The organism is Microterricola pindariensis (genome assembly GCF_002936985.1).
In the GTDB taxonomy this organism is placed as follows: Bacteria; Actinomycetota; Actinomycetes; order Actinomycetales; family Microbacteriaceae; genus Microterricola; species Microterricola pindariensis.
In genome coordinates this window covers 86,738-99,922 of sequence record NZ_MPZN01000003.1, presented here as the reverse complement: position 1 = coordinate 99,922, position 13,185 = coordinate 86,738, and the positions used below count along the sequence as shown (strand labels likewise).

The window sequence follows — 13,185 nt, the reverse complement described above, 5'->3', positions numbered from 1 at the left end:
CACTCGGCCCGCTGCCCTCAACCCAGCGTGTCCTCCACGTCGAAGCCCAGCGCCAGGGCGAGGGTGGGCGCCGCCGCGACCACGCGGGGAAGGCCGACGACCGAGACGATCCCGAACAGCACGTCGACGATCTCGTCGGCGCTCGCCCCGGCGCTCACCGCGGCCGTGACCTGCTCGCCGAACGACGGCTCCGCACCCCCGACGGCGATCAGCGCCGCGAGTCTGGCCAGGCACAGCGTCTTCGGGTCCAGCGTCCCGGGGTCGGTGACACTGGACTCGTCGTCGAGCACGCTCGGCTGGTTGACCGCCAGTCGGCGCAGGCGCTGTGTGTAGTTCGATGGCACATCGTCCTCCCGCGTGTCTCTGCCGACCGACGCCATTGCCCTGGGGCGACTCGCCGCATCGGGTCCCTCCCATAGTCGACGCCCTCTTGGCCGAGAGCGCGTCATCCGGATGGGGTGAACACGCCCGACCGTTGCTGCCCGCCCGGCCGCTGCGCCGCTCAGCCGCACCATCATGTGAATGGGATGATGCGGCTGCCGGGACGGCGCAATACGTTCGAGCCGACCGCGAGCCACCGGATGCGCGGCGATCTGAGAGGCGGCACGCACCATGAGTTTTTGGGACTACTTAATCTGGCTGTTCTGGGTGTACATCACCATTGCGTGCATCTGGATCTTCATCACCGTCATCATCGACATGTTCCGGGACCACACCCTGAACGGCTGGCAGAAGGCGCTCTGGGCGCTGTTCCTCGTCTTTCTGCCCTTCCTGGCCACCTTCGTGTACCTGATCGCCCGCGGCAAGAGCATGTCCGAGCGCCGCATGGACGACTACCGGCACGCGCAGCGGCAGACCGACGAGTACATCCGGGAGGTCGCGAGCAGCTCCCCGGCTGTCGAGATCGAGAAGGCGAAGCAGCTGCTGGACGCCGGGGCCATCACCCAGCCGGAGTTCGAGGCGCTCAAGTCGAAGGCGCTCGCCGCCAGCTGAGGCTCGCGTCACTCTTCGTCCCGGGGCGGGATCGGCGGATGTGTGCCGGTCCCGCTCCTTCGCGTCCGCTGCTCGTGCGTGTGGCCGGCGTCCCGGTGCCGGTTCGCCTTGGCCTCCGCGTCGGCGGCCGCCATGATCGACCGGGCCTCGCCGACGTCGCCGAGAGCCGGCCGCCACCAGCGCATCGTCGGGTCGGCGTCCACCAGCACAGCGCGGGCCAACAGCGTGAGCGGGATGGCCAGAACGGCGCCGATCGGCCCGATCACAATCGCCCAGAACAGCACGGAGAAGAAGGTGAGCGACTGGCTGAGCGCGACCGCGTTGCCGACCACCCGCGGCTGGATGATTGACTGCACGACGGCGTTAACCAGGCCATAGATGATGATCACCGCGATGAACGTCGGCCAGCCGCCGACGAAGTAGCCGAACACGAGCGGCGGGATGATCGCGATGAAGTAGCCGATGTTGGGGATGTAACTGCAGAGGAAGGCCAGGATTGCCCAGAGCAGGGCGGCCGGAACATGCAGCAGCCAGAGCGCAATGCCGTTGATCGCACCCTGGATCAGGCCGAGCACGGTGGTGACGACCATGTACCGGCGCACCCCGCTCGCGTACTCGACGAGGGCCTCCTTGAGGTGCGGCCGCCGCTGCCCGAGCTGCACCAGCACCGTCGGAACGTAGGAGGCGTCCGCCGCGAGGAGGATCAGCATGGTGAGGATGATGACGAGGGTGGCCGTGATGCTCGCGACCCCGCCGACGAGCCCTCCGAAGAACCCCGCAATGGCGCTCGGGTCGAAGCCGCTCTTGACCTGCTCGATCTCGTTGGTTCCGACGCCCAGCTTCTGCAGGAAGTCTCCAAAGTTGGCGGCGATCGCGGCGAACTGGTCCGCGTAGTCGGGGAGCATCGCGACGAACTGCGTCACCGCGATCACGAAGGTGTAGGCGAGCCCGGCGAGCCCGGCGAACAGCACCAGGACGACGGAGCCGGTCGCCAGCCCGCGCGGAACCCCGCGGCGTTCCAGCGCGGTGCGCACGGGCTGGGCGCAGATCGTGAGCACGACGGTGAGCAGCACCGGGCCGAGGATCGACCGGATGCTGCTCATCCCCACGGCGACGACCGTGCCGGCGGCCAGGCCGACGAGGATCACGACGCCGCGCGAATACCGCCGCGCCGGCGCCGGGCCAGCCGATTCTGGGGTTGTCTCGGACATGCCTGCTCCAGCCTCCGCGTGCGAATGCCGGCGGCGCCGGGGCGCCGCGGGCGGGGCGTTAACCGAGCAGCTTGGCCTTGGCCGCCGTGAACTCTTCTTCGCTCAGCAGCCCTTGGGCCTTCAGCTCGGCCAGCCGCTGGATCTGGCCAACGGTGTCCGTCGCCGCGGGCGCCGCGGCCGGCGGTGGGGCCATGGCCGCCTGCTGCTGCTCGTAGGCCTGCTGCTGCTCGTACGCCTGGGCCTCGTTCTGCTCGTTCGCCCGGTTCTGCTGGCGGCGGGCGACGTTGCCGCTGACGGCCGTTGCCGTTCCGGCGACGACCGCTGTACGCGCGGCCATGCCGATCAGCCCGGGTCGTCCCATTCTCCGAAGGGGGGCCATCTGCTGCACCTTTCTCTAGTCGCTCACGGCTCGCGCCTCGGCGACGACGGCGTTGACTGCCGGGGCCGGGATGCGCAGGAAATCAATGACGTAGCCGTTGGACTCGGCCAGGCGGGAGGCGAGGTGCACCGCCCAGCGCAGTTCAACGACGAGCAGCAGCGCCGAGGTGCCGGGCGGCACATTCGCGCCGAACTCGTTCAAGTCTTCCTCCGAGGCAAGACCGCTGAGCTCCATGTCCATCTCTCCGACCGTGATGCCGGCCTCGTCGACCTCGAGAAAGCTCAGCTCGCCGGACTCCGAGCGAGACACCTGCACGAGGTCGAGCAGGCGGACTGTGCCGGCATCCACCAGGCTCATCACGGCCTCGATCACCCCGACGTTGGGGCTATCACCCTCGAAGGCGGCGAGCACCAACTCGACAGGTCCGAATTCCAAGTCACTCATCGCAACGCCTCTCCTCACGCCGACCTGCCAGACTCCTTGATGGTCCCGCCGCCCCCGGGCAAACGCATCACGCAGTTCGGGTGAAGCGCCAGCCCCGGCGCCGGGTTAGCGTGCAACGGCAGCCGTCCGAGCAGGAGGAGGAGCCCATGACCGCGCCCGTGCCGTCCCGCCCGGTCGGCGTCACCGTCGTCGCGGTGATCGCCTGGGTCTCCGGCGCCGGCAACCTGATCACCGGCATCCTGCTGCTCCTGCAGATCAACAACACCGAGCTGGTGGAGGGCTTCGGCGGTGCCGTGCCGTTCCTCACCCTGGCGATTGCCGTCACGATCCTCGGCGCCGTGATCCTCATTGTCGCCGGCGGCCTGTTCACAGGCATCAACGGCGCCCGGGTGGTGATGACGATCTTCCAGGTGCTCTCGATCGTGGGGGCCGTCTTCCTGACCCAGCTGGCGCTGTGGCTGATCTGGTTCGCCGTCGTCAGCATCCTCGTCTCGGTGGCCGTGCTCGTGCTGCTCTACACCGGGCGCGCGAACGCCTACTTCGCCTCCGACACTTGAGATGGCGAGGGGCGGGCCAGCGTGATGCTGGCCCGCCCCTCGTCCTGCCCTGCTAGTTGGCCGGCAGCAGGTTCTGCGCGAAGAACTCGGCGAGTTCTCCGGTTGCCGACAGCGGCAGCACGGCGGCCACGTACTGGTCCGGCCGCACCACGACGACCGCGCCGGTGCGGCTGATGCCGCGCTGCTCGAAGATGTCGTCGGCCGGCAGCGCGGCGTAGACCTTCTCGTAGTCGATCAGGCCGAACGGTCCGGTCTTCGGCAGGAACGTCTCGGGCACGCTGCCGAGGTCGAACTCGGTGTGGGGCTGCTGGTAGACCACCTTGACGTCGAACACGGCGTCGATGTCGCCGCCGGCCGGCGTGTGCACGGTGAGCGGCGAGTCCGGCGCGGTGCGCAGCCAGTCGGCCCAGTCGCCGAGCGCCGAGGCCTCGCCGGGCGCCGCGGCATCCGCGAAGGCATAGACACGCCAGCGGCCGTCGGCCCGGTGGTGGTGGCCGAGCTGCACGGGGTTGGTGTCGCAGACCCGGGTGACGGGCGAGGACTTGAAGCGCTTGCCGATCGGGAAACCGCTCGCGAGCTCCTGGTGCGTGGCCTCGCCGATCAGCATCGACGGGGTGTACTGCGTCATGAAGCCGGCCGGGAACTCGGCGGTGCGGGTGTAGAAGTCCTCGAGCTCGGTCGGGTCGCCGAGGTCCTCCGGCTTGGTCGCCATCAGCGTCGACCATTGCTTGTCGAAGTCGATCAGGTTCTTGGCGATCACCTGGCGCTCGGCCGAGTAGGTGCTGAGCAGGGTTTCCGGGCTGCGGCCGTCGAGCACGTAGCCGAGCTTCCACCCGATGTTGAAGCCGTCCTGCATCGACACGTTCATGCCCTGGCCTGCCTTGGCGCTGTGCGTGTGGCAGGCGTCGCCGGTGATGAAGACGCGCGGGGTGCGCGTGCCGATCTCCTCGGGAAGCACGTCGTCGAAGCGGTCGGTCAGGCGGTGGCCCACCTCGTAGACGCTGTGCCAGGGCACGTCCTTCACCTCGACCGTGTACGGGTGCATGATCGCGTTGGCCTGCGCGATGATCTGCTCGATCGTGGTCTTGCGCACCTCGCCGTTGTCGTCTTCGGCCACCTCGCCGAGGTCGACGTACATGCGGAAGAGCTGGCCGCCCTCGCGCGGGATCAGCAGGATATTGCCGTGCTCGTCCGACTGGATGGCGCACTTGGTGCGGATGTCGGGGAAGTCGGTGACGGCGAGAACGTCCATCACGCCCCAGGCGTGCTTGGCCTGGTCGCCGCGGAGCGAGCAGCCGATCGAGTCGCGCACGCCGCTGCGGGCGCCGTCGGCGCCGACGACGTACTTGGCGTTGACGATCTTCTTCTGGCCGGCCCGCTCGCCCGTGGTGTGCACGAGGGTGACCGTGACGGGGTACTCCCCCGCCTTCGTGTTCTCGAGGCTGACGAACTCGTAGCCGTAGTCCGGCTTCATCCGCGTCGGGGCGTTCGCCATGTACTCGGTGAAGTAGTCCAGCACGCGGGCCTGGTTGACGATGAGGTGCGGGAACTCGCTGATGCCGGTGGGGTCGTCGACGGCGCGGGCGGTGCGCACGATGTTCTCCGGCTTGCTGCCGTCGGGCTTCCAGAACGCCATCTCGGTGATGTGGTACGCCTCGGCGATGATCCGCTCCGCAAAACCGAAGGCCTGGAACGTCTCGACGCTGCGGGCCTGGATGCCGTCGGCCTGGCCGATCGCGAGGCGCTCGCCGCGGCGCTCGATGATGCGCGTCGTCACGTTCGGGAACATGGAGAGCTGTGCAGCGGTGATGACACCGGCCGGGCCCGTCCCCACGATCAGCACATCCACGTTCTCTGGCAGCTCGTCGGGGCGGTCGACACCGACCCCGGCAGCCGGCTGCACTCGCGGGTCGGTGGACACGTATCCGTGGTGGTGGAACTGCACGGGTTTCCTCACTTCTCTGTGTGGCGCTGGGGCACGCTGGGTGGCACGGGGAGCGGCAATTCGGATGCCACCCACTGGCGTTGTTCGATATTAGAACTCGTGGTTCGCATATCGCTCTAGAAATCATACGGCCGGCCGCGCCGCCACACAACCGCGGCCACGGCCGCCCACCGCGAACGCGCGGCACTTACCCATAATTAGCGACTTACCGCCGCTTTGCGTCGACACCTCCAGACCCCCAAGCTGGAAGCGTGGACAACAACTACGGGCACCCGCTGCGCTTCGGACTCTCGCTGCGATCGAGCGCTCCGGCGGGCATGGCCGAACGGGTCGCCCTGGCCGAGGACCTGGGCTACGACCTCGTCTCGGTGCCCGATGCCGGCGAACTGGACGCGTGGAGCGTGGCCTCCTGGCTCGCGGCCGGCACCGGGAGAATCATCCTCTCCCCCCTCGTCAGCCTCGGCGAGCACAACCCGGCGGTGCTCGGCCGGGCAGCCGCGAGCCTCGACCTGCTCTCTGGAGGACGGCTGGAACTCGGACTCACCCTGGACTCCGATTCCGACTCCGACGCGGCGGCACTCGGCGAGGCCATCGACGTCATCCGCGGCATCTGGGAGGGCGAGGCGCGCGCCGCACTCCGCTACGACGGCGAGCACTACCAGCTGCACGGCGCCGCCGGTGGCCCGAGGCCCGCCCACCGGGTGCCGATCGTCGTGCAGGGCGCCGACGCGTCCATGATGCATCTGACAGGGCAGCGCGCCGACGGCTGGCTCGGCGCGGAGCCGGACGGCAACGCGATCGTCGACGCCGCCGCGCGCGCGGCCGGCCGGGACCCCCGCGAGATCCGACGAGTGCTCGAGATCGAGCAGAGCGACGTGCCGAGCACCGCGTGGGCGGCGCAGCTGCTGCCGCTGGTGATCGGGAAGGGCGTCGGCGACATCCTGCTGCGGAGCGCTGACCCGGCGGTCATCCGCCGGTTCATCACCGAGGTCGTCCCGGCACTGCGCCAGGCCGCCGACCTCGCCCTCCCCGGCCTCTCCACCGCCGCGCCGGTGCGCCCGGCGGCCGCGCTGGCCCGGCGCGTGGCCGGCATCGACTACGACTCGATCCCCCTGACGCTCGCGGCGATCGAGCCCGGCGACCACGACTACGCCACGGTGCACTCCACCTACATGCGCGGCGGCAGCCCGGGGCTGGTGCTGCGCCCGCACACCGCAGAACAGGTGACGGATGCCGTCGCCTTCGCGCGCCGGCACCACGAGGTGCCGCTCGGCATCCGCAGCGGCGGCCACGGCATCAGCGGGCGCTCCACCAACCGGGACGGCATCGTCATCGACGTCTCGGCCCTCGACGAGATCGAGGTCCTGGACACCGAGCGCCGACTCGTGCGCATCGGCCCCGGCGCCCGCTGGGGCGAGGTCGCCGCTGCCCTGGAGCCATACGACTGGGCGATCAGCTCGGGCGACTACGGCGGGGTCGGCGTCGGCGGCCTCGCCACGGCCGGCGGGATCGGGTTCCTCGGCCGGGCCCACGGCCTCACCATCGACCACCTGCGCGCCGTCGAACTCGTGCTCGCCGACGGCAGCCGGGTGCGCGCCAGCGCGAGCGAGAACCCGGATCTGTTCTGGGCCGTGCGCGGGGCCGGCCCCAGCTTCGGCATCGCCACCGCCTTCGAGTTCGAGGCGGCGGCCGTGCCCGGCGTCGGCTGGGCCGAGCTCGTCTTCGATGCCAGCGACACCGCCGGGTTTCTGGAGAAGTGGGGCGCGACGCTGGAGGCGACTCCCCGCGACACCACCAGCTTCATCACCCTCGGCGGGGCGCGTCCCGGCGAGCCCCTGCTCGCCCGGTTCTCTGCGATGGTGGACTCTGATGACCCCGAGACGATCATCAGCCGGCTGCAGCCATTCGCCGATATCGCCCCGATGTACCAGCAGTCGGTGCAGGTCCTCAGCTACGCCCGGGCGCTGATGCCCGCCCAGGGCGAGGCGAACGGCGGCAGCGGGGAGCCGCACAGCCGCTCCGGCCTGCTCGAGCACGTGACACCCGAGTTCGCCCGCGCCGCCGCCGGGCTGCTCGGCAGCGGCGCCAGCTACTTCTTCCAGATCCGCTCGACGGGCGGAGCGGCATCCGACATCGACCCGGACGCCACCGCCTACGCCCACCGCTCCGCCCAGTTCTCGGTGGCGGCGATGGGCGCGAGCGCCGAGCGGCTGGACCGGGGCTGGGCGGCGCTCGAGCCCGCCTTCGCCGGCCTGTATCTGAGCTTCGACACCGCCACCGGCCCCGACCGCGTCGCGGCGGCCTTCCCGCCGCGCACCCTCGAGCGGCTGCGCGCGCTCAAGGCGCAGTACGACCCCACGACCCTGTTCCGCGACAACTTCGCGATCAGGCCTGCGACCGCGCCTGCGACCGCATCCGGCAGCACCGAGACGAGGGCGGCACGATGACCGACTACGGCCACGACCTGCAGTTCGGGGTGTTCATCACCCCGACCAACAATCCCGCCCAGCACGCCGTCGACCTCGCCGTCGTCGCCGACCGCGCCGGGCTCGACCTGGCCACCTTCCAAGACCACCCCTACCAACCGCGCTTCCTCGACACCTGGACGCTGCTCTCCTACGTCGCCGCGCGCACCGAGCGGATCCGTCTGAGCGGCAACGTCATCAATCTGCCGCTCCGGCACCCGGCGCTGCTCGCCCGCAGCGCAGCCAGCCTCGACCTGCTGAGCGGCGGCCGGCTCGAGCTGGCCCTCGGCGCCGGCGGCTTCTGGGACGCGATCGAGGCCATGGGCGGCGGGCGGCTCACCCCCGGCGAGTCGGTCGAGGCGCTCGAAGAGGGCATCGGCATCATCCGCCAGATCTGGCACACCGACCAGCCGGGCGGCGAGCGCGCGGGCGGGGTGCACGTGCGCGGCCGGCACTACACCGTCGACGGCGCCAAGCGCGGCCCGGCCCCCGCGCACGACATCGGCATCTGGGTGGGCGCGCTGAAGCCGCGCATCCTGCGGATGACGGGGCGCGTCGCCGACGGCTGGCTGCCCTCGCTCGGCTACGTCGAGGGCGGCCCGGCCGGCCTCGACGCCCTGAACGCCCACATCGACGCGGGGGCGGATGCCGCCGGCCGCAGCCCCCGCGCCATCCGACGCCTGCTCAACATCCAGGGCCGGTTCCAGCCGGCCAACGGCGGCCTGCTGCAGGGCCCGGCCGCGCAGTGGGCGGACGAGCTGACCGAGATCGCGCTGAACCACGGCACCTCTGGCTTCATCCTCGCCAGCGACGACGCCGCAACGATCGAGCGCTACGCGCACGAGGTGGCGCCGGCTGTGCGCGAGGCGGTGGCGCTGGCGCGCGGCGAGGCGGCGCCCGTCAGTCCGCGTTGAGGTACTGCAGTACCGCAAGCACCCGGCGGTGCGCGTCGCTGTCGACGGGCAGCGCCAGCGCGTCGTAGATCCGCGAGGTGTGCTGCACCACGGCCTTCTCGGTGAGGAAGAGCCGGGCGGCGATCGAGGCGTTGCTGCGCCCCTCCGCCATCAGCGCGAGCACCTCCTGCTGGCGCGCGGTGAGCGCGCCCACAGCGCTGTCGGCGAGCCGCGCCCTGGCGAGCATCACGGCGACGATGTCCGGGTCGATCGCGGTGCCGCCGGTCGCGACCTCGCGCAGGTCCCCCACGAAGGTGCGCACATCGGCGATGCGCTGCTTCAACAGATAGCCGACTCCCCCGGCACGGTCGCTCAGCAGCTCGACGGCGTAGCGGCGCTGCACGTGCTGGGAGAGCACCATCACGGCGGTCCCGGGGAAGCCCGCGCGGATGCGTGCGGCGGCGACGAGGCCCTCGTCGGTGAAGCTGGGCGGCATCCGGATGTCGGTGATCACCAGCCGCGGCCGGTGCTCCGCCACGGCGCGCTCGAGCTCGACCGCGTCGGCCGCGGTGGCCACCACCTCGAAACCGCCGTCGCCGAGCACGAGCTCCAGCCCGCGGCGGAGCAGCGCCTCGTCCTCACCGATCACGACCCGCACGGGACCTCCACCTTGATGCGCGTTCCCCGACCCGGCTCGCTGGCGACGGCCAGGCTGCCGCCGAGCACGTCGATGCGCTCGGCCATGCCGCGCAGCCCGGCCCCGGCCGACGGCCGCGCGCCGCCGATGCCGTCGTCCAGCACCTCGATGTGCAGGTCGTCCGCCTGCCGGTGCAGCCGCACGGCGATCGAGCGCGCCTGGGAATACTTGACGGCGTTGGCGAGCGCCTCGGCCACCACGAAGTAGGCGATGCTCTCCACGACGGGCGGGCAGTCGCCGTCAGCGACGTCCAGCTCGAGGACGGTGGGGATCGGCATCCGGTCGACGAGGTCCTCTGCAGCCGCGGAGAGGCCGCGCTGGACCAGTGCGGCCGGCATCACCGAGTGCACCAGGTTGCGCAGCTCGGTGGCCGCCGCGTCGATGCCCATGCGCAGGGCCGTCGCCCGCTCGTCCAGGCTCGCTCCGCCGCCGTTGCCCAGCTGCTGGGCCTCGAGCGCGAGCAGCACCAGCTGCACCTGGAGCCCGTCGTGCAGGTCTTGCGCGATGCGGCGGCGCTCGGCATCCGCCGCCTCGACGAGGCGCTCCCGGGAGAGCTGGAGGTCGCGCCTGCTCGAGCGCAGCTCGGCGGTCAGCCGCTCGCGGTCGAGCGCGATCGCCACCACGCGGCCGGCCGTGCGGGCGAGCTCCGGCTCGACCATGAGCGCGTTGTCGTAGGAGATCGCGCCGATGCGGCGCCCGTCCAGCTCGACGACCTCCAGCCCGCGGCCGGCGTCGACGTCGGCGGTGACCTCGACGCCCTGCACGTCGACGTAGGCGCCGTGGCCGGGCATCCAGAACCACACCTCGATCGAGGGGTCGCCGAGGGTGCGCGCCAGGGCGACCGCGATCGCCGGCTTCTCGTCGCCGGCGGCCCCCAGCCACGCCCCGAGCTCCTCGAGCTCGCCGGTGCGGGCGACGCCCCCGCGCAGCACGGCGAGGGCGAAGGCGATCGGCACCCCGGCCAGCACCGACAGTTGCAGGACGGCGACCGCGATCCCGTCCCACCCGAGCATCGCCCCGAAGAACCGCGTCGAGAACAGGATCACGACGATGGCGAAGACGCCGTAGCCGTAGAGCGGGGCGAGCACGCGGCGCTCGGACCGGGTCGCCCTGCGCAGGCGGACCAGCAGGATCGCCGCGGTGGCGACGAGCGCCGCCCCGCCCACGGCGGACTGCATATGCTCTCCCAGCACAGCGAGCTCCGGCTCGTGCACGATCGTGAGGCCCGGCATCGCCCCGTTCGCCAGAAGCAGGTACGAGGGCAGCTGCAACAGGATCGACGTCGCGTATGCGGTGGCGACGACCATCTTGGCGGCCCGCCCGGTCAGCGTCCCGGACGGGAAGGCGAGGAACAGGTGAATGAACACGGCCAGCGGCAGGCTCGCCGCGACGGTGCCCAGCAGGATGAACAGCGGGATCTCGGTGTTGCCGGCCCCGCTGAGGAAGAGAGCTCCGCCGGCGAGCAGGATGAGCGCGCCCATCCGGTTGCTCGGGCGGTGGAACCAGGCCAGCAGGCCGGCGCACAGGTAGACGATCAGGTTGATCGGGAACAGCAGGAGGGCAAACGTCTCCGGGCCGCCCAGAGGCAGGAGGGCGAGCAGCAACAGGGTGAAGCCCAGACCGGTGGCCAGGATGGTGAGCAGCGCACGGTCCAGGGAGCGCCGGAGCGGCGAGCGCTCCGCCCGCACCCGCTGAAGCGTGTTCCTCAGCAACGCGGTCGCGGCGGGGCCGGTCTGTGTCACATCGCCTCGGTTTCGTCGGTGGACCGGCATGCTGGGGCGCCACCCCGTCTGGCGGAAGGGCGCCCCGATCGCGTCCGAATCCCCCCACGCACTCGGCATGCAATCACGTCTATCTCTACCACAGCGGCTCGGTCGGGACGCCGCCGCCGAACGCCGGTCGCCACTATTGGGGACCTAGGTCGCCAATCCGCCGCCGACAGCCGGCGGCAACCAGCAAGTTCACGGCAGACTCCCGAGTGAATCCAAGCCCACAGCGCCCCGACGGGACTAACGTCGCGCTCATGCGCCGGAATCACTCCGAACCATTGCTGCCTCCCCCCGCTCCGCCCCACTCCCGGCGCTGGTGGACGCTCGCAGTTGTCGCCCTCGCCCAGCTGATGGTCGTGCTGGACGCGACAGTGGTGAACATCGCCTTGCCCTCCGCCCAGGCCGAGCTCGGCTTCACGGACGGCCAGCGGCAGTGGGTCGTCACCGCCTACTCGCTCGCCTTCGGCAGCCTGCTGCTGCTCGGCGGCAGGCTCTCCGACCTGATCGGCCGCAAGCGCACGTTCCTCATCGGGCTGGTCGGATTCGCCGGCGCCTCCGCGCTCGGCGGCGCCGCGCAGAGCTTCGAGTGGCTGGTCGGGGCACGTGCCCTCCAGGGCACATTCGGCGCGCTGCTCGCTCCGACCGCCCTGGCCGTGCTGACAACAACCTTCACCATCCCGAGAGAGCGCTCGCGGGCGTTCGGCGTGTTCGGCGCCATCGCCGGTGCCGGCGGCGCCATCGGTCTGCTCCTCGGCGGCTTCCTCACCGAGTATCTTGATTGGCGCTGGAGCCTGTACATCAACGTGTTGATCGCGGTCATCGCCTTCGCCGGCGCCCTCGTCTTCGTCAGCGCCGGCGCGCGCGCCGAGCCCAGGCCTCGGCTCGACATCCCGGGCACTGTCCTCGCCTCCGGCGCCCTGTTCCTGCTCGTCTACGGGTTCTCCAACGCCGAGACCGCCGGCTGGGGCTCCCCGTCGAGCTGGGTGATGCTCGTGTCCTCCGGCATGCTGCTGATCGCGTTCGTGCTGTGGCAGCGCCGGGCGGCGCACCCGCTGCTGCCCCTCTCCATCGTGCGCGACCGCAACCGCGGCGCCGCCTTCCTCTCCGTGCTCATCGCCGGCGCCTGCATGTTCGGCGTCTTCCTGTTCGTCACCTACTACCTGCAGACCGGGTTGCGCTTCACCCCTGTGCAGACCGGGCTCGCGTTCCTGCCGATGATCGCCTCGCTCGTGCTCGCCGCCCAACTCTCCACGAACATCTTCCTGCCGCGTTTCGGCCCGAAAGTGCTGGTGCCGATCGGCATGCTGCTCGGCGCCACCGGCATGGTCTACCTCACCCACCTCACCCTCGACAGCACGTACGCCGCCGACATCCTCGCGCCGTTGGCGATCGTCGGCCTGGGGATGGGCACCATCATGCCGGCGTCGATCCAGACGGCAACCCTCGGCGTGAACCGGGACTTCGCCGGCGTCGCATCCGCCACGGTCAACACCAGCCAGCAGGTCGGCGGCTCCATCGGCACCGCGCTGCTCAACACGCTGGCCGCCACCGCGGCGACCAGTTACGTCAGCGAGCACCTGCCGGCCTCGCCGTCTGTCCTCGCGGAGGCCGCCCTGCACAGCTACTCGGTGGCCTACTGGTGGGCGGCGGGATTCTTCACCTTCGGCGCGGTGCTCTCGGCGCTCCTGTTCCGCCGCGTTGGCCATGGGCTCTCCGTCGCGCACGCCCGCAGCGTGGCCGCGGAACCGGCCCCAGACGGGGCGGCGGAGCCGCAGCAGGCCTAGCCGCGGCCGGGCTCGGTGCAGCCGGGCTCGGTGCAGCCGGGATCGGGG

12 protein-coding genes are annotated in these 13,185 nt (G+C 71.0%); 5 read left to right on the top strand and 7 right to left on the bottom strand.

The genetic code is table 11. From position 1 onward, the window contains the following. Positions 1–17 precede the first annotated feature (17 nt). The gene (locus tag GY24_RS01870) at positions 18–344 is read right to left on the bottom strand and encodes a carboxymuconolactone decarboxylase family protein (RefSeq protein WP_233279143.1); all 327 of its coding nucleotides are present in this window, start codon (positions 342–344) and stop codon (positions 18–20) included. Between the two features lie 268 nt (positions 345–612). Here GY24_RS01870 and GY24_RS01865 point away from each other — a divergent pair, with 268 nt between their 5' ends. Beyond that, entirely contained in the window at positions 613–993 is a 381-nt protein-coding gene (locus GY24_RS01865; protein WP_104474109.1) for an SHOCT domain-containing protein, read from the top strand. Positions 994–1,001: 8 nt separating this feature from the next. Here the strand turns inward: GY24_RS01865 and GY24_RS01860 are convergent, their stop codons facing one another. From GY24_RS01860 to GY24_RS01850, 3 genes are read right to left on the bottom strand one after another with little or no spacing between them, the layout of a single operon-like run. Further along, complete coding sequence (locus tag GY24_RS01860; protein WP_104474108.1) at positions 1,002–2,204, bottom strand: AI-2E family transporter; 1,203 nt, start codon at positions 2,202–2,204, stop codon at positions 1,002–1,004. 58 nt (positions 2,205–2,262) lie between these two features. Further along, a complete protein-coding gene (locus GY24_RS01855) occupies positions 2,263–2,541 on the bottom strand; it encodes an SHOCT domain-containing protein (protein WP_233279142.1) in 279 nt (92 codons plus the stop codon). Positions 2,542–2,598: 57 nt separating this feature from the next. Continuing rightward, the gene (locus GY24_RS01850) at positions 2,599–3,027 is read right to left on the bottom strand and encodes a DUF6325 family protein (protein WP_104474106.1); all 429 of its coding nucleotides are present in this window, start codon (positions 3,025–3,027) and stop codon (positions 2,599–2,601) included. Positions 3,028–3,173: 146 nt separating this feature from the next. Between GY24_RS01850 and GY24_RS01845 the strand changes: the two genes are divergently transcribed. Next, the gene (locus GY24_RS01845; protein ID WP_104474105.1) at positions 3,174–3,584 is read left to right on the top strand and encodes a hypothetical protein; all 411 of its coding nucleotides are present in this window, start codon (positions 3,174–3,176) and stop codon (positions 3,582–3,584) included. A 52-nt stretch (positions 3,585–3,636) separates the two neighbouring features. On the opposite strand, the gene GY24_RS01840 is transcribed toward GY24_RS01845, so the two are convergent. Then, entirely contained in the window at positions 3,637–5,529 is a 1,893-nt protein-coding gene (locus GY24_RS01840) for an FAD-binding monooxygenase (RefSeq protein ID WP_104474104.1), read from the bottom strand. Between the two features lie 251 nt (positions 5,530–5,780). Between GY24_RS01840 and GY24_RS01835 the strand changes: the two genes are divergently transcribed. Together GY24_RS01835 and GY24_RS01830 are read left to right on the top strand one after the other, a co-directional pair. Then, a complete protein-coding gene (locus tag GY24_RS01835; protein ID WP_233279141.1) occupies positions 5,781–7,976 on the top strand; it encodes an LLM class flavin-dependent oxidoreductase in 2,196 nt (731 codons plus the stop codon). Further along, positions 7,973–8,908, top strand: coding sequence for an LLM class flavin-dependent oxidoreductase (locus GY24_RS01830; protein WP_104474103.1), 936 nt, complete (start codon positions 7,973–7,975; stop codon positions 8,906–8,908). Before GY24_RS01835 ends, GY24_RS01830 begins: the two co-directional genes overlap by 4 nt. Here GY24_RS01830 and GY24_RS01825 read toward each other — a convergent pair. Continuing rightward, a complete protein-coding gene (locus tag GY24_RS01825; RefSeq protein WP_104474102.1) occupies positions 8,895–9,545 on the bottom strand; it encodes a response regulator transcription factor in 651 nt (216 codons plus the stop codon). The genes GY24_RS01830 and GY24_RS01825 overlap by 14 nt on opposite strands. Beyond that, positions 9,533–11,326, bottom strand: coding sequence for a sensor histidine kinase (locus GY24_RS01820; protein WP_161498661.1), 1,794 nt, complete (start codon positions 11,324–11,326; stop codon positions 9,533–9,535). Before GY24_RS01820 ends, GY24_RS01825 begins: the two co-directional genes overlap by 13 nt. 281 nt (positions 11,327–11,607) lie before the next feature. Between GY24_RS01820 and GY24_RS01815 the strand changes: the two genes are divergently transcribed. Then, a complete protein-coding gene (locus GY24_RS01815; RefSeq protein ID WP_104474100.1) occupies positions 11,608–13,137 on the top strand; it encodes an MFS transporter in 1,530 nt (509 codons plus the stop codon). Positions 13,138–13,185: the final 48 nt, after the last annotated feature.